The organism is Sphingomonas melonis (genome assembly GCF_013409985.1).
GTDB lineage: Bacteria > Pseudomonadota > Alphaproteobacteria > Sphingomonadales > Sphingomonadaceae > Sphingomonas > Sphingomonas melonis_A.
In genome coordinates this window covers 149,866-169,375 of the sequence record NZ_JACCBY010000004.1, presented here as the reverse complement: position 1 = coordinate 169,375, position 19,510 = coordinate 149,866, and the positions used below count along the sequence as shown (strand labels likewise).

At 65.1% G+C, this 19,510-nt stretch carries 12 protein-coding genes and 1 pseudogene; 4 read left to right on the top strand and 9 right to left on the bottom strand.

Features of this window, described 5'->3' with window-relative positions; all coding sequences use genetic code 11:
- Positions 1-18 precede the first annotated feature (18 nt).
- Positions 19-1,203 carry a TetR family transcriptional regulator gene (locus HD841_RS14275; protein WP_179509558.1) on the bottom strand — a complete coding sequence of 395 codons (1,185 nt, stop codon included), beginning with the start codon at positions 1,201-1,203 and terminating at the stop codon, positions 19-21.
- Positions 1,204-1,317: 114 nt separating this feature from the next.
- Positions 1,318-3,942: a glycosyl hydrolase 115 family protein gene (locus HD841_RS14270; protein ID WP_257015586.1), complete on the bottom strand. Its 2,625-nt coding sequence runs from the start codon at positions 3,940-3,942 to the stop codon at positions 1,318-1,320.
- A gap of 276 nt (positions 3,943-4,218) precedes the next feature.
- Here HD841_RS14270 and HD841_RS14265 point away from each other — a divergent pair, with 276 nt between their 5' ends.
- Positions 4,219-6,369 carry a putative bifunctional diguanylate cyclase/phosphodiesterase gene (locus tag HD841_RS14265; RefSeq protein WP_179509556.1) on the top strand — a complete coding sequence of 717 codons (2,151 nt, stop codon included), beginning with the start codon at positions 4,219-4,221 and terminating at the stop codon, positions 6,367-6,369.
- 195 nt (positions 6,370-6,564) lie between these two features.
- Here the strand turns inward: HD841_RS14265 and HD841_RS21025 are convergent, their stop codons facing one another.
- Positions 6,565-6,822 (bottom strand): SEC-C metal-binding domain-containing protein, encoded by a 258-nt coding sequence (locus HD841_RS21025; RefSeq protein WP_373563043.1) that lies wholly within the window; start codon positions 6,820-6,822, stop codon positions 6,565-6,567.
- 499 nt (positions 6,823-7,321) lie between these two features.
- On the opposite strand from HD841_RS21025, the gene HD841_RS14255 reads away from it, so the two are divergent.
- The 3 genes and pseudogenes from HD841_RS14255 (at position 7,322) to HD841_RS20780 (ending at position 11,940) form a co-directional block, all read left to right on the top strand.
- Positions 7,322-10,405: a tetratricopeptide repeat protein gene (locus HD841_RS14255; RefSeq protein ID WP_179509555.1), complete on the top strand. Its 3,084-nt coding sequence runs from the start codon at positions 7,322-7,324 to the stop codon at positions 10,403-10,405.
- A gap of 820 nt (positions 10,406-11,225) precedes the next feature.
- Positions 11,226-11,549 (top strand): annotated as a pseudogene (locus HD841_RS21020) (NAD(P)H-dependent oxidoreductase); the annotation flags it as partial.
- Positions 11,550-11,556: 7 nt separating this feature from the next.
- A complete protein-coding gene (locus HD841_RS20780; protein WP_373563042.1) occupies positions 11,557-11,940 on the top strand; it encodes an NAD(P)H-dependent oxidoreductase in 384 nt (127 codons plus the stop codon).
- A 376-nt stretch (positions 11,941-12,316) separates the two neighbouring features.
- Here the strand turns inward: HD841_RS20780 and HD841_RS14245 are convergent, their stop codons facing one another.
- The 6 genes from HD841_RS14245 to mgrA all read right to left on the bottom strand — a co-directional run bounded on the left by HD841_RS14245 (position 12,317) and on the right by mgrA (position 19,467).
- Positions 12,317-14,356, bottom strand: a complete 2,040-nt coding sequence (locus tag HD841_RS14245) for a TonB-dependent receptor plug domain-containing protein (protein ID WP_179509554.1) — start codon at positions 14,354-14,356, stop codon at positions 12,317-12,319.
- A 2-nt stretch (positions 14,357-14,358) separates the two neighbouring features.
- Complete coding sequence (locus HD841_RS14240; protein ID WP_179509553.1) at positions 14,359-14,853, bottom strand: YfiR/HmsC family protein; 495 nt, start codon at positions 14,851-14,853, stop codon at positions 14,359-14,361.
- A 222-nt stretch (positions 14,854-15,075) separates the two neighbouring features.
- Positions 15,076-15,726 (bottom strand): TadE/TadG family type IV pilus assembly protein, encoded by a 651-nt coding sequence (locus HD841_RS14235; RefSeq protein WP_179509552.1) that lies wholly within the window; start codon positions 15,724-15,726, stop codon positions 15,076-15,078.
- The gene (locus tag HD841_RS14230; RefSeq protein ID WP_179509551.1) at positions 15,723-16,298 is read right to left on the bottom strand and encodes a TadE/TadG family type IV pilus assembly protein; all 576 of its coding nucleotides are present in this window, start codon (positions 16,296-16,298) and stop codon (positions 15,723-15,725) included. The genes HD841_RS14235 and HD841_RS14230 overlap by 4 nt, the downstream gene beginning before the upstream one ends.
- Positions 16,295-18,115 carry a TadE/TadG family type IV pilus assembly protein gene (locus HD841_RS14225; protein WP_179509550.1) on the bottom strand — a complete coding sequence of 607 codons (1,821 nt, stop codon included), beginning with the start codon at positions 18,113-18,115 and terminating at the stop codon, positions 16,295-16,297. The genes HD841_RS14230 and HD841_RS14225 overlap by 4 nt, the downstream gene beginning before the upstream one ends.
- A gap of 272 nt (positions 18,116-18,387) precedes the next feature.
- Positions 18,388-19,467: an L-glyceraldehyde 3-phosphate reductase gene (gene mgrA, locus HD841_RS14220; RefSeq protein WP_179509737.1), complete on the bottom strand. Its 1,080-nt coding sequence runs from the start codon at positions 19,465-19,467 to the stop codon at positions 18,388-18,390.
- Between the last annotated feature and the right edge of the window lie 43 nt (positions 19,468-19,510).

Sequence of the window (19,510 nt, the reverse complement as noted above, 5' to 3'; positions counted from 1 at the left end):
GTCCGATCGTTGCGCGTTTCACGCGTCGAGCGCCGCGAAGGCGCGGCGATATGTCTCGGCTTCCGGCAGATTGCGGCTCATCGCCACCATCCGCATGCCGAACAGCGCGACCGAGATGACCTGAGCGGCGGCGCGATCGAAGCCGGGGATGGCGCGCGCACCGAAGCCGAGCGGGGCGAGGTCGGCGGCACGGATGTTCTCGCCCCGCCGTCGCCGCATGTCGAGCGCATAGGGCCGCAGGCTCGCCTCGCGGAGGCTGGCCAAAGCGATCATCGATGTCGCCTTGACGAGATCGCGTGCCTCGACGTCCTGGTCGGCCACGGTTCCCTGCACGCGCGCGCGGTCGCGGGCACCGTGGAAGCGCGTGATGACGGCATGGAGGCCCGCGACGAGCAACGCCGCGCGTCCGCCGAAATGGTAGACCACCGTCGACGCCGGAACGCCCGCCGCCTGCGCGACGGACCGGTGGGTTGCCGCGGCCATGCCTTGCGAGACGATGACCCCGGCGGCGGCGTCGGCGATCCGCCGCCGCTTGGGGTCGTCGGCGACGGTTGCCGGCGGGTCGTCCGGCCGGAGCAGCGCGATCAGCCGTTCGATCTCCGCACCGTGGCCGATTTCGCCGCCGACCACGCCCGCGGCGAACCGCTGCAGGCACAACGTGCGCAACACCGCGTAAGCGGGATCATCGCCCGCCCCCAAAGCGAACCCCGCCTCGTCGAGGATATAGCCCAGCGCGAGATCGGCGAGGTCCGCGACGCCGAAGATCATCGTCGACCAGAAGTCACCGGCCCGCTCCAGCCACCGATCGAGTGCGGGCGAGGGCGCGCCCTGCAAAGCGTGATGGTGGACGAGTTCGACCAGCACGATCGCCTGTTGCCGGCCCGCGCTCACCCACTCGCGGAAGGCCAGGTCGGCCATCGCAGCGCGTGCGACGCCGTCCTCCGGTGCCACGCGCGCGGCGAGCTCCGTCCATCGCGCGAAGAAATCGCGATCGCGATGTGCGGCGAGGTCGACGACGTGGTCGATCAGCCGATCCTTGGCGCCGATCCGCGCCGAAATCACCGCGACGCTCACCCCGAGGCTCGACGCCAACGGGCGCAGTGTCAGTCCGCCGAGGCCATTGCGAACGATGATGTCGATCGCGGCGTCGACGATCGCGCCTTGATCGATGCCGTCCCGGCCGATGCTGTCCTTCCCGTCCATACGGCCAGCCCTACTGCAAGACCCCGTACAGCGTCACGGGGACCGATGACCGTCATCGCCGGGTGGCGAGGTCACGGGGCCGGGCCCGTCACCCGCATTGATAGGACTTGGCGCCTATCCCTTCGAAAGCAGTCGGGACGAGGGACCGGGTTCCGGGCCGAGATAGGATGGCGGTACCGTCGTGGTGCTGACGACCAGCTTTTGCGGCACGGCATTGTCGTCCAGGCGCCAGAGCTTCAGCGTATGCTTGCCGCGACCGAGCGCGCCGAGCGCGGCGGTCAGGACGACGGCGTTGTTACGGACGGCGTCGGCCCAGCGGATCTGTCCCGGCGTGTCCTGCGCTCCGCCGGTCGCCTCGAGCTCCGAAGCGAGGATCTGCACGGAGCCGTCGTCCACCGACACACCGATCCGGACGCTGCCCTTGCCGACCGTGTCCAGCGTCGGGGCCAGATAGAGCGTGAGGTGAGCCGCGCCCGGCTCTTCGGCGACGAGGTCGTACTCGACGCGGATCTGGTCGGCGACCGCGGTCGGGCCTCTGCCTTGCGGCAGCGCCACCAGCGCACCGCGGGTACGCCCCAGGTTGGGGATCGCCGTCCAGGCGAGGCCCTTGCCGTCGCGCTTTCGATCGAACGCCGTCGCCTCGATCGCGATGACGCCGGTGGGCGCCGCGGCGCGCGCGATGAACTGCGGCGGGCGGTTGCGCTCTGCCTCGGGCACATCGCCGCCGACCCGCGTGATGCTGGGCATGCTCTGCCGAACCGGGTCGTTCCAGATCACATAGTTCATATGGACCTGGGCCATCATCCCGTTCCATTTGCCGCCGTTCATCGCATGGTAGCGATCGGTCAGGTCCTGATCGCGCTTGAACGTCGCTTCGACCTGATCAGCAAAGGCGTTCGCTCTCGGATCGTTGCCCGACGCGAGCCGCTCGTTCCAGGCGGCAGCGTAATAGAGGCGGTACAGATTGCCGAGCGCCGAGATCGGATGTTCGACGAGTTGATAATAGGCATCGCGCTGCTCGGGGCGAAGCCGTCCGCGCACGTCCATCATTCGCGCTTCCAGCGCATCCCATTGCGCGACCATGGCGCCGAACTCCCCGCCGTCGAGCGGCCCGCGTCCGGTCCGCGCACCCAGCGGGAAGCTGTTCTGGTCGATGAGCTCCGGCTTGCGGCGTGCGGCATAGCGGCCATACGTCGTCAGCATCTCGCCGATCTGCCCGGCATGCTCGGGGCCGAACGCGCCTCTCGCCCAGTCTTCCGGATAGGCCGCCAGCGCCGCAGGCGTCATCGCCTCGGGATCCCAGGCCTGGCGCATGAAGAAGCTCAGGGGGAATTCGAGCGGCTTGATGTCGCCGACGTTGACGATCCAGATGTTGCGTGCGCCGCGCTGGTAGGCGAGGTCCATCTGCTGCCAGACCTTCTCGATCTGGTTGGTGTTGATCCACTTGTAGTTGCGGGGCACGCCGACATAGTCGAAGTGATAATAGACCCCGTAGCCACCCTTGCGTGGCGTCGCCCCGACGGGCGGCAGTCGCCGGATCTGCCCCCAATTGTCGTCGGAGAAGAGCAGGGTCACATCGTCCGGCACCTTCATGCCGTGGTCGTAATAGTCCTGAACCTCCTTGTAGAGCGCCCACATCTGCGGCGTCTGCTCCGCCGGCCGGCCGGTGACCTCGGCGATGATCCGGCGCTGGTCCGCCACGATCGTCTCGAGGAGCCCGGTGGCAGTGCCTTCTGCCATCGCCTCGTCGCCGTCGCCGCGCATGCCCACCGTCAGCAGGCTTTCATAGCCGCGGCCGTCGCCCTTGGACATCATCCGCTCGACGCCCCCACGCCAGAAGCGGCGCAGATTGTCCCGGTTCGTCGTATAATCCCACTTGCCGCCGGTCACCCCGTCGGCGGTGTTGCGATGCCATTCGTCCTGCGCGCGCGTCAGCGGCTCGTGATGCGAGGTGCCCATGACGACACCCATCGCGTCGGCCAATACCATGTTCTGCCGGTCGTCGTCGTTGAACGCCCGGGGTGCCCACATCGCCGGCCAAAGATAATTGCCCTTCATCCGGAGCAGCAGCTCGAAGACGTGGGCGTACATCTTGGCATTGGCGCCGCCGAACTTCTCGATCGCCCAATTGCTGAATGCGGGAGCCTCATCGTTGATGAAGAACCCGCGATAGCGCACCTTGGGCTGACCGCGGCGCGGTTCGGCGGGGAGGAAGACGCTGCGGCGCCGGGCGACAGGCACGTCTGCGAACCAGTGCCAGGGGGACACGCCGATCCGCTCGGATACGTCATAGGTGCCGAATACCGCGCCGCGGCGGTCGGAGCCGACGATCACCAGCGCGCGCGGCACGCCCGGCATGGGCCGATCGACCACGACCTGGCGGTAGGCTTCCCACTCGCCTTGCAGGTCGGATACGTCGAGCCGGCCGTCCGCGACAAGCTGGTCGATCATCGGGCTCGCGCCCAACACCCCGATGATGACGAGTGGACCGTTTGCCGCCTGGCCGGCGGTCGGACGCGCCGCCGCCTTTCCGCTGACCCGCTCCAGGTCGGCCGCGAAGCTGTCGGCGACGTGCCGGACGGCGCTGTCCGCTTCGGCGTCGATCAGCACGCCGACGGGTTGGCCGTTCGCTATTATGCCGAACGGCCGGCCTTCGTGTCGGGGCTGGCGCGGCGTCGCTTCGGTCGCGGCCGGTACCAACGCCAGTCCCGCGACGCCGGCGAGGGCGGCGGTGGTCAAGAGTGTCCTACGGCTAGCTTTCATCATCACCCGATCAGGTCTGTTCAGCCCGATCGTAGACCGTCGTCCCGCCAAGGTCACGCCGTCCCGATTACCGCCGGGTCAGCGCGACCAGAGTGACCGTCCCAAATCAGCTGCATGGGGCCGGCGGTAACGTTACGAAATTCTGAGGCGAACGAGCTGCGCCCGGCATCCCTCCCAGGCTTCCCAAGCGAAACGTCGAATATCGACAGATAAGCGAATTGTTAGGTTTTCCTATGAGATGGCGGGTTCGAGATGTTGGATCGACGAACCATCCGCGCTGCGGCTGCACGCATCCGTCGGCGTGCGGCGGCTGACGGCCTGGGATCCGCTGCCGTTCGATCCACGTCGGTTCCGAGCGGAGCACTGGCGCCGGCCATCGTCCCGCCCAAGCCGGCGGAGACCCGGGCAGCGGATGTCCGCTCGTCGCTCCTCGGACGGCTGCCACGCCACGTTGCGGGACCCAGAGCGGTCATCGTTCTGCTGGTGCTCGCGGTGACGCTTTGTCTCGGCACGCTGATCTATGTCGAGCACACCAACAGCCTGATCGTCGATCATGACATGGAGACCGCGGTATCCCTGAGCGAGATCGCCGCCCGGTTCGATCACGAAGACGGTAACCTGTATCGCCTGCTGGTGGATGAGGCGGCAAACGGCCGGTCACCGGAGGTCGAGGCGCGTCTGCTCGTGATCCGACGGCGCATCGCGCGGATCAGCACGGACCTGGCCAAGGTGCAGGAAGCGCTGAAGCCGCAAGATCGGCTCCGTACCCGCGAGGTCGTGGCCGAGCTGGCCAAATATGATGAGGCCGTCGAGGTGGTGTCGTCGATGCTGGAGGTGAACTTCGCCGCCAGCGTGGCGATGCTCCGGCCGTTTCGGAACAATGCCGATCGCGTTCTCACTGAGATCAAGGGCGTAGCGGCCTCCGGCATTTCGGATGCCCATCAGCATGCCGAAGCGGCGGCGATGCGTACGCGCTTTCTGGTCGCCTTCGTCACCGCAGCGGTCCTGATCGTCGCCGGCCTTTCCTATGCCTGGCTCGCGTTGGCGGCGGAACGGGGCATACAGTTGCGCGCAGAGATAAAACGGCGCGGCGAGGCCGAGCAGGAAGCGTTGTTCCTTGCCCGCACCGACGGTCTGACGGGACTCGTCAACCGCCGGGAGTTCGGCAGCGCGCTCGAAATCGCGATAGGGGAAGCCACCGCGACCGGCCGCAGGGTGTCGGTCGTGCTGATCGATCTGGATGGCTTCAAGGAGGCGAACGACACGCATGGCCACGCCGCCGGGGACGCCGTTCTCCAGACGGTAGGGCACCGTCTGCAAAGCGTGTTTACAGCCTCCAGCATCATCGCCCGGCTTGGCGGCGACGAGTTTGCCATCCTTGTTCCGGACGATGACGGCTGTGCCAGCGCGATGGATCTGGCCGGCGAGGCGAGCAGGCTTCTCCATCAGCCGTTGGCGTGGCGCAGCAACATGATCCTGGTAGGTGCCAGTATCGGCGTGTCGTGCTTCCCTCAGGATGGGACGGATGCCAGTGAACTCCTGCATGCCGCCGATATCGCGATGTATGAGGCCAAGCGCGGCAACAAGGGGGGCGTCTGCCTGTTTTCCCCTGCGATGGAAGCGGAGCGGCTCGAACGGCGCCACATGGAGCAGGACCTGCGCGATGGTATCGGCAGGGGCGAGGTGCGGCCTTTCTACCAGCCGATCGTTCGTTTTTCCGACAATGGCCTGTGCGGGTTCGAGATTTTGGCGCGCTGGCAGCACCCGCGGCTTGGCCTGTTGACACCGGATGCGTTCATCCGACTGGCCGATACGACCGGTCAGATCACCGACATGACCAAGGCAATCCTGCGCCAGGCCTGTATCGATGCGCGTCATTTGCCCGATCATCTGCGCCTGGCATTGAACATATCGCCGACACAGTTCGAGGAACCCGGACTGGCCGACTCTCTGATCGCGATCATCGTCGAGGAAGGCATGGCGCCGTCGCGCTTCGAGATCGAGATCACCGAGGACGCGGTGATGGACGACATCGTTGCGGCCGAGCGCGTCCTGGGGACCTTCCGGAACAGCGGGATGTCCGTCGCTCTCGACGATTTCGGTACAGGCTATTCGAGCCTGTCCAATCTGCGTCGCCTTCGGTTCGACAAGATCAAGATCGACCAGAGCTTCGTCAAGTCGCTGTCGAGCAGCATCGAAAGCGAGAAGCTGGTCGATGCCATCATATCCCTGGCGCTCAGCTTCGATATGAAGGTGACCGCCGAGGGGATAGAGGACGCTGCCGCGGCCGCGATGCTGATCGGCAAGGGCTGCACACAGGGTCAGGGTTACTTTTTCGGCAAACCGGCCTCGTTCGCCCAGACCGTGCGACTGTTCGACCAGCCCGGTCGGGTCGCAGCCTGACCATCAGTCGCTCGACGAGCAAGGCCGTCGGAGGATGGGGGGCGGGCCGCTGTCGGTCCTGGCGAAAAGCGTGCTCCACCGAGGTTCGTTCGCCGGGGAGCTATGCGGACGGTGCTCATCGCAGGCGCGCGACCACGCCTCACATTTGCTCGTGCGTCGTCCAAGCTCAGGAACCCATATGCGTCGCTTCTGGCATCAGCTCTTCGATCGCCGACCACCGGCTTCGGGCGAGAGGTGGCAGCTGCGACTGACCGCTTGAAGCGCACTGGCGAGGGTTGGCCCGCGCCGACCCCGGCTTGATGGATTATCGCCAATAATCGTGACGCTCTGCGCCGTCGAAAGCAACCGGACGCGAGGCAGCACCGCTTGAAATCTCAGTCCGGAGCCGCACGGGCAAGGATCATTGCGACCGAGCTTCTCAATCAGCTCCTTGTCACCGTGCACGACGCGCATGCCGCGCTTCACGTGGGTCTCGGATGGGTAGCCCTGACGGCGCTTAGAGGTGCGCTCGAAAGCAAGGCTGGTCGAGCGGATCGTGATCGTTTGCCATTGTCGCCTCCTGTTGCATTGGCACTGCTGTGATAGCACGCAGTCGACGCAGGATCGAGACGGGCGAGCGGCCGTCTTCCCGTGCCGACAGATGGCTGATATCGTTGACGCCCTCGCCTGCGCACGCCCGCGCCTGCGAATGCCAGCCGGGTCTCAACCCAGCGCTCGTCGCGCCGTCTGCAGCACATTCGCTCGTAACAGCGTCTTGCAACACCCCCGCCCCTCGTTAGGCTGTGGCCGAATCATGGGGGTGAAGGTGCGACGTTCGATGATCGCGCTTGCCGCGGCAAGCGTGTGTGCCATGCCTGCGCTGGCCGAGGACAAACCGAGCTTTGGCCCGGTTCCGGCCTGGGTGAAACCGCAACCTGCTCCGGCGACCCCTGCGAAACAGGACGGCGCGCCGATGCGTATTCTGCTGTCGGACCAGCAGGTGCAGCTCGAGCGCGGGCGGCAGACGGTCTATTCGGCGAGCCTTATCGAGATCGAGACGCCGCCGGGTCTCGCCATCGGCAACATCTCGGTGCCCTGGCGACCCGACACGGACACGCTGACCGTCCACAAGTTGCTGATCCACCGCGGCGCCGAGGTGATCGACGTACTCAAGGCGGGCCAGACCTTCACCGTGGTGCGGCGCGAGCAGAACCTTGAACAGGCGATGCTGGACGGAGTGTTGACGGCGAATATCCAGCCGGAAGGCCTACAGGTCGGCGACGTCCTTGAACTGGCAATGTCGGTCAGTCACGCCGATCCGGTGGTCAAGGGTCATGTTGAGCAACTGGCGGCAGCTTGGAACCCGCTGCCGATTACCCGGGCGCATGCCTCGATCCGCTGGCCGTCGGATATTCCGGTACATTTGCGCAGCAACGGCAGCCTGCCGCGCGTCGTCACCCGCAAGGAGGGTGGGTATACCGTTGCCGAGATCAGCATGTCGGACGTCGTGCCAGCCGTGCTGCCGAAGGGAGCACCGGCGCGGTTCCGCATCGGCCGCCTGCTCGAGGCGAGCGACTTCACCTCTTGGGCAGATCTCGCCAAGCTGTTCGCACCACTGTTCGCGCAGGCTGCGCAACTGCCGGCCGACGGCGCCTTGAAAACCGAGTCGGACAGGATACGCGCGCTCCCCGACGCCAAGGCGCGCGCGCAGGCCGCCTTGACGCTGGTGCAGGATCGCATCCGCTATGTCGCGCTGGCGATGGGGGCCGGCGGCCTGGTCCCGGCGGATGCGGCGACGACCTGGGCGCGTCGTTATGGTGACTGCAAGGCGAAGACTGCGCTGCTGCTCGGTCTGTTGCATGTCGCCGGGATCGAAGCCGAACCGGTGCTCGTCGGCAGCGGCTTCGGCGACGGCCTCGACCAGCGTCTGCCGATGATCGCGCTGTTCGATCATGTCCTCGTTCGTGCGCATATCGGCGGCCGCGTCTTCTGGCTCGACGGCACGCGCACGGGCGACACCGATCTCGACCGGATCAGGCCACCGGCGTTCGGCTGGGGCCTGCCGGTCTTGCCCGAACAGGCGGCACTGGTGCGGATCATGCCGCCGCCGCTGACCGCGCCGAGCGTGGCGACCACGATCCAGATCGACGCGCGCAATGGCCTTACGGTCCCCGCTCCCTTCACCGTCGACACAGTGATGACGGGCGATGAGGCGATCGGCCTCAATGCCTCGCTGGCGAACCTCACCGGCGCGGCGAAAGATCAGGCGCTCCGCGAATACTGGCACGGCCAATATGATTTCGTTGAGGTGAAGAGCGCCGCCGCGTCCTTCGACCGGGCGAGCGGCGAGGCCCGCCTCAGCATGACCGGCAGCGCCAAGCTCGACTGGAGCAGCGGCTGGTATGAGACGGATGGCACCGGCGTCGGCTATAAGGCCGATTTCGCCCGGGAGGCAGGTCCGGATCGCGATGCGCCCTGGGCGCTACCCTTCCCATATTACAATCGCGTGCAGGAGAGCATCCGTCTGCCGTCCGGGTTCCGAAGTGTCTTCGACTCGGCTGCCGCCGCCGTCGATGAGACCGTTGGAGGAATCGAATATCACCGTCATGGCGGCGTCAAGGACGGCACCTTCACGATCGAGAAAACCGAACGCAGTCTCGTGCCCGAAATGACCAACGCCGAGGCGGCCGCTGCCCAGCCGCGTTTGCGTGCGCTCGCCGAGAAGACCGTCTATCTGCGCCGGCCCGACGATTATGTCATGACCGACGCCGAATTGGCGGTTGCGCTGAAAGAGAGCCCGACCACCGCCGTCGCCCTGCTCGATCGTGGTAACGCATTGTTCCATCGCGAACGCTATGACGACGCAATCGCCGATTATTCCAAGGCCGCTGCACTCGCGCCCCATACCTATTGGCCACTCGCCGACCGCGGGCTGGCTTATGCGCGGAAGGGCGACTTGGCAGCGGCGGAGCGGGACTTCGCTGCGGCCGAGCAGATCGAGCCGCGCAACCCGTTTACCGCCAATCGACGCGGCTGGATCGCGATGCAGAACAACCGCCCAAAGGAGGCGGTGACGGCTTATACGCGTGCGATCGAACTGACGCCGGACGATACGGCTGCGCTCTACGCAAGAGCGGCGGCCTATCGCAAATTGGCGGATAACGACGCGGCGTTGGCGGATGTCGGGAAGATCAAGGCTATCAATCCCACGGACATACAGGCGTACATGTTGCGCGCCAACATCCTGCGGGACATGGGCCGGACCGACGACACGCTGGCCGAGGCCGACGCGATCGCCAAAACGTTCCCGACCGACACCTATGCGTTGGCCGCGGCTGCAGCGATACGCATCGCCGCCGATCGGCCTGCCGAGGCCATGGCCTTGTATGATCGCGCCATCGCGATCAAGCCGGAGGCGTATCTGTACGTCAATCGTGCGATGGCGCGTCCGGACAGCGACATCGCCGGCCGACGCGCCGATCTCGATGCGGCTTTGGCACTCGATGCGACTGGCGACGCCGTCAAATACAAGGCCGATCTCGAGCTCAAGGCCGGCGATCCGAAGGCAGCGCTGGCGGCGGTGGACAAGGCGGTGGCCGCGCATCCGGATGACGATAATATCCTCCTTGTACGCAGCCTGACCCGGATGCGGGCCGGCCAGCAAACCGCTGGCGAGTCCGATTGGGCGATCCTCCGGGCGAAGGCGACGACGCCGTTTCAGCTTAACAACCTCTGCTGGGAAACCGCGACCGCCGGCGTCGCGCTGGCGCGCGCCCTGGAAGCATGCGACGCCGGGCTCGCGAAATTGCCGAATGATGTGGCGATACGCGACAGTCGCGCGTTCACGCTGCTGCGGATGGGCCGCATCGATGACGCGATCGCGGACTATGACCGCGTCCTGGCGATGGATCCACGTGAGACATCGTCGTTATGGGGACGAGCGATCGCCTGGTCGAAAAAGGGCGACCGTGCCAAATCCGACGCCGACGCCGCCGCTGCGATCAAGATCGATCCACGCGTCGAGACGCGGTACGCCGCGTTCGGCATGACGCGGTGATCCGCCACCAAGGGCAGGCTCACGGCGGGAGCATTCGGGCGTGTCCGTTCGGGCCCTGCCGCGACATACGTCGCGCATCACCGCACCTACAATCCGAGCTCGGGCCGGATCGACATTGAGGTTTTGGAGAAAAATTCCCCCGCCAAGGCGAGGAACTAGGCCGGATCGACATTCAGGCCAATTCCTCTCCCGCCAGGGGGAGGGCTATCGCCTGTGGCTCCGGTAATGAGGTTCGTGTCGGCGTCCTCCTAGTATCCGTCACCCCGGACTCGTTCCGGGGTCCACCGGGCCACAAGAGAACGGTGTCCCATCGAGCCTTTCCCCTCGCCGCAGAGTGGACCCCGGAACACGTCCGGGGTGACGGGGTGGGAGGAGAAGGCGGCGGACTCACGCGAACGTCCACACGATAGCCCTGCCTGCCGGGGCGGGCGTTATCTCCGAAGCTTGAATGTCGATCCCGCTGGACCGAATGTCGATCCCGCCTGGGACTTAATCGCGTTCGGCTGGTAAAGCAGCTGCACCCGCCGATTGCATCGGTAAGTTCGGCGGCCATCGCGGATCATCGTCCTGGATGAGCTCAGCCGCGGCATGCTGAACGCGTGAGCGGCACGTTCGCTTTTGGGACCGGTTGGCATCCGCCACCATCTTCGTACATTCGCCGCCCGGCTCGCGCGGACGGGCAGGGCCCGGTCGTAACGACGCATCGCCCGCCGCTGCCCGTGTCAAGCGAGCGGCAAATGCTGCCTGCGCCGTAGGTGTCGCACGCCGCGGCCTAGCTGCGCGGTCGTCGGCGACGCGCGTTGGCTACGTATTACTCCGCATGGCGGGTGGCGGTGGCCGCCGCCACGATACCGGGACATTCGCGATTGTGGAGACGATGATGATGAGCGCCCGGCCGCCTGCTCCCTTCCGCCACCTGCTGGTGTGCGCCAGTCCTTCGGTCGACAGTTTCGATCATGCGATCGTCGACGCCTATGCGGGCACCGTGCGCCGGCAGGCTCACGACATCGTCATCCGCGATCTCTACGCGATGGAATTCGATCCGGTTCTGCGCGCCGCGGAGCGCCCCGCCGAGGGAGACTGGTTGCCGGCTCCCGATGTCGCGATCGAGCTCGACCTGCTGCGCGCCGCCGATCTGCTGATCCTCGTCTATCCCGATCTGGTACGGGCTGCCGCCGGCGATGCTGAAAGGCTATGTCGATCGCGTGCTCGGTGCCAATCATTCGTTCCGCAAGATCGCCGCCAACACCGGCCAGCCGGCGCTCGTCGGCAAGCCGTTGCTGTCGTTCAGCACCTCGGGCCTGCCCGCCGCCTGGTTGCACGACCATGGCCAGGATGGCGCGTTGCGCGCGATCCTCGACGTCTATCTTTGGCGCGCGTTAGGCATGCGGCAGAGCGAGCATGTCGCGCTCGACGAGATCATGCCGAACATGAGCACGCAGCATGCGGCATCGCAACTCCATCGGGTTCGCACCACCGCGGCGAGGACGTGCAACATGCTGGCCCGAATCCAGCCAGCGCGGTGGGAAGCCTGACCGTGCGGTCACCGCCCGACGGCGGAGCGGCAACTGGCGCAGCTGCGGACTGACGGCGGTCGCGGTGCCTGCCTTGCAGTGCGTGCGTCATGCGGCGCGACCTTGCGCTTCGGGGTAGTTTGGTCGTCGCCTTGATCTCCTGACGGGGCAGGCCACCGTCGCGGATCGCGCGGGGGAGGACGCCGCGCCATTGCCCGCGGAGAGAGCCTCGACGATCCCTGCGACGCTATCGACAGCTTGCGCTGATGTTGGCGTACGCTAAACCGGGTGCTCCCGCAGTAAGACGATATCCTCGCGACCATATGTCGCAGCCGCGGTATCGGGGCCGAAGGCTGATCCGCCCACCGCACCGCCCCTCATCGTCACTGCTCGATGCTCAGATGGCGATGCGAACGCCGGCTCGCACGCGTCGGTCTGCTGGAATTGGCGAAACCGCTGCGCCACCGGCAACGGTCAGGTTCTCGCCGGCCGCGAATAGCTCCATCGCATGGGTAAGCCGCCAGCCCGCTCGAGCGTCAAGGGCCAGTGCATTGTCAACGCGGTAGAGAAGCAGTTGGGGTGTCGAAGAGAAGGCGAACTGGCGCGTGGACGAGGTGTAGCGTGCAATACCCGCTAGGGACAGACGCCCAATATCGTAGCCCAGCGCGACATTGGCCTTGTGCGCCGGCGTGGTCGATCGGGGTGAGAGCGCATAGGGGATGGGGAGGGTCAGCGGCGTCAGCTGTTCGTCCGTATGCGTCCAGGTGTAATTGCCACGCCAGGTCAGCGGCCCGATCGCGCCATAGGCGGATATCTCGGTGCCATAAGTGGTGTAATCACCCGTCGCCCGAAACCGCGCGACCACAGACGGCGCAGGCGACAGGAACAGCTCGGTTTGCAGGCCGTCGCCCGGTGCGGCGATCGCATTCTCCGTCCTCGTGACGAACGCAGTCGCATCGAGGTGGGTGGCACCCAGCATATGGTTATAGCCGATCTCGCCGCTCCACATCAGCACCGGAGAGGTGCGCGGCGAGCCGGCGACGAACACCGGAACAGGCGAGAGCGTGACGATCGGCAGGCGAAATCCGAAGTTGACGAGCGATGGCAATTGGTAGCCTCGGCCGCCGTTGATCCGCAGCAGGCCCGTCTCGCCGGTATGGACGAGCAGCGCGGCGTTGAAGCTGAACCGCGTGAAGGCGCGATCGAAATCCCGCGGATCGTCGTAAGCGGGTTGGGTGATCACCCCGGACTGATGGAGCCATAGCCGATCCAGTCGACCGGCGACCGTCAGCGACAGCCGATCGTCGGGGTGCAGGTCGAGCATGGCGTTGCCCGATGCCACATCATAGGCGATGCGTTCGGCGAACTGATAAGCGGACAGCAGCCGGTTGTTGCGATATTCCACCCCCACCCGCAGGGTATTGGCGGCGTCGAGGCGGACGAGCGTCGACGCCTGCGTAACGATGATCCTGTTCCTGAGCGTGATCGGATCGGTGCCGTTCGCGTTCGTTCCGACCCCGTAATCCGCATCGAGCCAATTGGCATAGCCGTTCAGCGTCAGGCCGCCCCAGCGTGTGTCTCGCGCTGCCGAGCCGTGGACGTTGCTGCTGCGATAATGCTGGTTGGACAGGAGCTGGCTCGGCAGATACTCGATCTGGCTGTTGGTGGCATGGCCGCCGCCGACGACGGCTTCCAACCCGTTGAACGAGCCGGTGATGTCGCCGGAAATCTGATCGCTGGCGACGTCGAAGATCCGGCTCGGCTGAAGAAGCCCCGACGGGATGTCGCGCTCGTCCTCGCGCGCATGGGCGCCGGACAATCGGACACCGAGCATCGGAGCGATAGGCAGCGTTATCGACCCGGCCAGTTTGCCGATGCCGTGATTGCCCGCTTCTGCCGTGGCCACCGCCGCCGGCGCCTCGCCGACGCGCTTGGTCACGATGTTGACCACGCCGCTGGCGGCGTTGAAACCGAACAGGGCGTTGGCTGGACCGCGGATCAGTTCGATCTGCTGGATTTCCTCCAACTGGACCCCCAGCAGGTTCCAGTCCGTCATGCCGTAATGGTCGAGGTAGACCTGCCGCCCGTCAACGAGGACCAGCAGCCGGGCATTATAGGTCTGCACCCCGCCGCGTACGGCGACATCGCTCTGGCCCGCCGTCCAGCGGTTCACATCGACCCCGGCATAGGTCTTGAGCAGGCCGGGCACGTCGCGCGCCGGCGAATGCGAGATGTCGTCGCGTGTGATGATGAGGGTCGACGCCGGCAATTCGGAGGCACGCTGCGGTTTGCCGGTGACACTGGTGGTCACCGGTTCGCCGATGGTCTCCTGCAAGGACTGATAATCGACAGCCTGGGCCAGACCGCTGGCAGGGGACAGGACGCTGCCGGCCAACAGGAGCATCGGCAGGCTGACGCCACATTTGGACAGGCGCATTCTCAGATTTCCTTGATCAGCATAAGGAATGCCGATCCGAAGCGGATATTCGCCGCACGCGCTGCAGCCCGGTTGACGGTGATCTGAACCTTGGCGCCCTGCGTGATGCCCACCACACACCGGCCAGCGTTGACGCAGGCCGAATCGGACGTGATGGTCAGAACAGACGAGCGGTCGGCAGCTGCCGCGATGCTTGCCTGGTCGTCGCGAAGGCCTGCCGTCACGAAGGCGACGCGATATCCCGACAGCGTTCCCATCGTCGCGATCGGAACGCGGCGCGTGCGGATGACGCTGCGCCCGACGACGAGCCCAGACCCGATGGTCCGCTCGATCAACGCTGCCTCGGCCTCCGACGCCCCGTTGCCAGGCTCGTAGAGGATAGCGGTCATGATCGGACCGCCGAGCGCCGGCTGCCGAAACGAGATCACGCGCGCCGCGATCGGGACGTTGAGCTCGGCCAGCACCGGCACGGCGTACCCAAGCGCCGCCAGGCTCATCGCCAGCGTTCGTAACCTCACCAAGACAGTCCCCCTGCGCACCGCTTTGCGCATCGCGCGCCCAATAAGCCGCGTTTTTCTAGAATAGGTTAACGATCGAAGGCGACCCGGCGCCTGTGTCCCCGGACATCGATCTTGCGGCGGCCGCAAAGCGCCGATCGGGTTTGCGGTGCAGCGTGGCCGCCGCCGCCGGTGATCCACCACCGGATATGGTCCGGAAGCTCAGGCGCGAAAGACGCCGCATTTGCTCGCCGTGGTGTTCGGGGGCAGGGTGAGGGTCTCCGACGGGCGCTCACGAACGATAAAGGATGCCTCGGACCGCAAGATCGGGGTGCCGAACAACGTCGCGGATACGACGGGCTTGTAGCGATAGGTCACTTCCGCGAAGACCATCGCCGACGTCGCCGAGGGAGCGATCTGACGTCCGGCTTTCCCCATCGCCGGCAGACTGTTGTCCGCCGCGCCTTTACCTTCGGTGCCATACATCGGTTGCGATTCAGGAACATCGAGGGCGCCACTGCATCGCTGCCACAGGATCTTCTGGCCGGCGTTACTGCCGCTCAATCCATTGCTTAGAACGTCGCTCAAGACGATGCGTCCCCGGGTGGCGAAGTCCATCGTCTCGCCGATGGTCTTGCCGCCAATCAGAACCTCGTTGACATCGTCCTCGCTGATCGAATCCCGCACGCGCGCGGCATTGTCCGCCGACGTCGCCGCGATCTGATGAACCCGCAGCACCGCCAGGCCGAAGTTCGCGACCTCGATACCATAGAGCAGGATGATGAGAATGACGGGCAGGGTAAAGGCGAACTCGGTGAGTGCGACCCCGTTGTTGCTTGATGCCAGTCTTCTGACAGGATGGACCGTCGTCATGCCGGGCACCGAACAGTTGGCATCATGCGCGACGTAAACGGCTGATTGCGCAGCACGGTCGACGCGGTGATGACCTGCTTGGCACCCCAGCCGAACATGCGCCGGACCGGCATGATGTTCGGGTACTCGACCCTTATCGTATAGCGGACGATGTCATCCGCCGTCCCGAGCCCCGCATTTGCCTGATAGTCATACGACCCGTTGTTGTTCGCATCCTCGTAACAGTCTTCCAGGGCATCGTAGGATCCGTTGCCGTTCTTGTCGAACTTCAGCTTTTCAGGCTTGCCGACGTTGGAGAAGTTGTAGAAGTTCTCCTTCTTCACTTCCTTGACGTTCGAAGCACTCGACAGTGCCGCTACGCGGGTGCGAATGATGTCCTCTAGCTGCTGTTCCGTAACGTTGCCGATGCTGGCGCGCCGCGACGCCTCCAGCAACGCGCCCTGCACGATCGCGCCGAGGTACACCCGGTACCCAAGCTCAAATCCCGCAGCAAGCAACGTGCAGACGACAGGGATGACCAGCGCAAATTCGATGACCGTCGCGCCACGTCGATCTTTCAGCAGCGCCCTCACTGGCTGAGCCTCAGCGACCCGATCTTCGAGCCGATTTCCTGGAACTTGGCGATGAGTGCGGCATTCGTGGACAGGCCCGCCGCCTGGCTGGGCTTCGATGCGCAATTCTGCATGTCTGCGGTCAGGGACGTTGCGAATGCGATGACCCAGACATCGATGCCCTTTGCCTTTGCAGCGTTGCAGGCCATGCGGAAGCGTTGCAGGTGCCGACGGGTGAGGGCGGCATTATCGTTGCTGTACTGAGTGCCGAGGACGCGGCCGTCCATATATTCCACGCCATAGGCGGAATATGCGGTGGTCGTCGGGGCGATCTCGCCGTCCGTCATGAAGATCATGTATTTCTTCACGGAGAAGCCACGGATCTTCGCGGGATTGTCCGGATCGGTATTGTCGTTCGTCTCGGGCGTGGAGGACTTGAATAGCCCGGTGGACGAGAGGAACCGCGCTCCCCAGATCATCCCCAGATCGTGGTACGTGCCGCCGCGAGCGGTCAGGCTGCCAACGTAGTTCACGAAGTCGCTGCGGTTGTTGTAGTAGCTGCGCAGGCGTCGGGCCTCGGTCGGGCAGGGGGCATCTGGCTGCCTTGCCATGCCGCCCGTCGCGGCGACCGGAAACCACTCGATATCGCCCCACATGGGCTTCCACCGCGTGGCATCGTTCCAGGGAATCGTATCGACATCAAGGTCGTAGGCGTCGGATGGCGCCGTGGTCGCGGCCCCGCCGTCGATCGCAGACGAATTGGTCTGGCGTTCCTCGATGCATCCGTTCCAGATCGAGGTTTTCACGTACGGCAGATCGTCCGGCGGCGCATTCGTCCCGGTGATCGGCCATATCGGCACAGGCGTCGTGGCGCCGCTGGCGATCAGGTTGCTGGCGAGATGGGCTCGCACATCCAGCGTGCGCTGACCGTACGTATAGCCATCGGGATGCGTGTTGCTTTGCGCGATGACCTGGCAATTGTTGCCGCGCTGCCACCAGCCCCCCATGACGCCGGTATATTCGGGATTGGCCTGCTTGACGTACGCGTCATAGGTATACGCTTTCTCGCACGCGCTTTTGCCGTTGAAATATTGGGTCGCGTCGATCCAGTCCGGGGTGCGGGACTGATAGGTCGCGCTTTGGACCAGCCAGTCCGGATTCTTCTGGTACAGGATCCGACCGACGTTGATGGAGCTGCTGTAATTGACGAAGCCATAGCGCAGCCGGAGATTGTTCTGCTCCAGCTGGGTCTGCGCGGAGTCGAGCGTGTCGTACAGACTGGTCGCTGCGTTTCGCAGCGCGGCGATCTTGGAGCCGCTTTGCTCCGTCCCTCCGCAGTCGCCGGCCCCGCCCGGCGGGCAGTTCATCGATCCGGAGAGGTCGAACACCATCACGATATCCGTGTTCACGAAGTCCTGCGTCGATGAGCACGTGGCGGAGATCGGCAGCGTCTGAAAGCCGAAGAACTTCATCACGGTTGTCGGTATCGTGGTCCTGCTCTCGATCTTGAGCGTGCCGGGTGCAGGAACGCTGATGTTGAGCTGGTACGGCGCGGACTGGAACAGGCCGTCGGAAAAATTGAACTTGAAATATTTGGTCGCTTCGACCCGTGCCGCTTCAGAGACGGTCACTCCGGTGAGGACACGACGCCCGGCAAGCGAACCGGAATCGCAAGCCTGCCTGAACCTGTTCTGAGCAACATAGGCGCGGGTCATGTCGACGCCCGACCCGATCATCGCGATCAGCGGTATCATCGCGGCCGCCATGATGGCCATCGTATTGCCGGCATTGTCTGCACACAGACGCGCAACCCGCGCATCAAACCACTTCGAACCCAAGTCGCTTACCCCACGATCGCCACTGCCCCGGGGCAAGTCGCTGTATTCCGGCGATCTTGTAGGTGGTTATGGGTTAAAAATCCGACACTAGAACGGAAACGGTTTTATCGCGCCGAGCGCATGGTTCCACCCCCAGCGGCATGACGGCCGCCGTTACCGGGCAGCCGGCACGGTGTGGCGAGGTGCAAACGACCGATTCCGGGTCTCTCGTGCCACGATGCCATCAAGATGGCATGAAAGACCCCCAGGTCGGACGCGAACCGTGAGCGATATTACGGTGCCGGGACACCTTGCGCCGCCGGCAGTGCCGCGATGTCCGACGATTCCGCCCACAGGTTGATCCCGCCGTCTTCGGCAGCCTTGTCGATGGCGGCGAGTTCGTCGGCGGAGAAATCGAGCCGCTTGATGGCATCGAGCGAGTCATCGAGTTGTTCGACGGTGCGGGCACCGACCAAGGCTGAGGTGACACGCGGATCGCGCAGCACCCAGGCGATCGCCATCTGGGCAAGCGTTTGCCCGCGCTCCGATGCGATAGCGTTCAGGTTGCGGATAGCGGCCAGGTTCGTCTCCGAAAGCAAGGCCTGCGACAGCGATCCGCCTCGGTTGGCGCGTGCCTCCGGCGGAACGCCATGCAGATATTTGTCCGTCAGCATGCCCTGGGCGAGCGGTGAGAAGGCGATGCACCCCGTGCCGAGGTCATCCAGGGTGGCGAGCAGTACACGCTCGATCCAGCGGTTCAAGATCGAATAGCTGGGCTGGTGGATGAACAGCGGCACCTTTTCCTCGGCCAGGATCTGCGCCGCGCGCCGGGTCAGTTCGGGCGCATAGGAGGAGATGCCGACGTAGAGCGCCTTGCCCTGCCGGTGGAGCTGAACCAGCGCACCCATCGTCTCCTCGAGCGGCGTCGCAGGATCGACGCGGTGCGAATAGAAGATATCGACATAGTCGAGCCCCATCCGCTTGAGGCTTTGCTCGCAACTGGCGATCAGGTACTTTTTCGACGAGCCGACATCGCCGTACGGTCCGGGCCACATGTCCCAGCCAGCCTTGGTCGAGATGATCAGTTCGTCACGATGGGCGAGCAGATCGGCGGCGAGCACACGGCCGAAATTCTCCTCCGCCGAGCCATAGGGGGGACCATAATTGTTGGCGAGATCGAAGTGGGTGACGCCCCGATCGAACGCGCGGCGCAGGACGGATCGCCCGGTTTCGAAGACGTCGGTGCCGCCGAAGTTCTGCCAGAGTCCCAGGCTGATGGCGGGCAGCCTCAACCCGCTGCGGCCGGTGCGACGGTACGGCATGCCGCTGTCATATCGGTCAGGCGAGGCAACGTAGGGCGGATCAAATGGCATGGTGCTTCCTTTGCCCGTTCCAACGCTCGAGAGGGCAACAGTT

Bases quoted from the DNA above. Each gene is read 5' to 3' on its own strand.
- HD841_RS14235 (WP_179509552.1), bottom strand. From the start codon at position 15,726: ATGACGACGGTCCATCCTGTCAGAAGACTGGCATCAAGCAACAACGGG.
- HD841_RS14275 (WP_179509558.1), bottom strand. From the start codon at position 1,203: ATGGACGGGAAGGACAGCATCGGCCGGGACGGCATCGATCAAGGCGCG.
- HD841_RS14245 (WP_179509554.1), bottom strand. From the start codon at position 14,356: ATGCGCCTGTCCAAATGTGGCGTCAGCCTGCCGATGCTCCTGTTGGCC.
- HD841_RS21025 (WP_373563043.1), bottom strand. From the start codon at position 6,822: ATGCGCGTCGTGCACGGTGACAAGGAGCTGATTGAGAAGCTCGGTCGC.
- HD841_RS14255 (WP_179509555.1), top strand. From the start codon at position 7,322: ATGCGTATTCTGCTGTCGGACCAGCAGGTGCAGCTCGAGCGCGGGCGG.
- mgrA (WP_179509737.1), bottom strand. From the start codon at position 19,467: ATGCCATTTGATCCGCCCTACGTTGCCTCGCCTGACCGATATGACAGC.
- HD841_RS14265 (WP_179509556.1), top strand. From the start codon at position 4,219: ATGTTGGATCGACGAACCATCCGCGCTGCGGCTGCACGCATCCGTCGG.
- HD841_RS14240 (WP_179509553.1), bottom strand. From the start codon at position 14,853: ATGAGCCTGGCGGCGCTTGGGTACGCCGTGCCGGTGCTGGCCGAGCTC.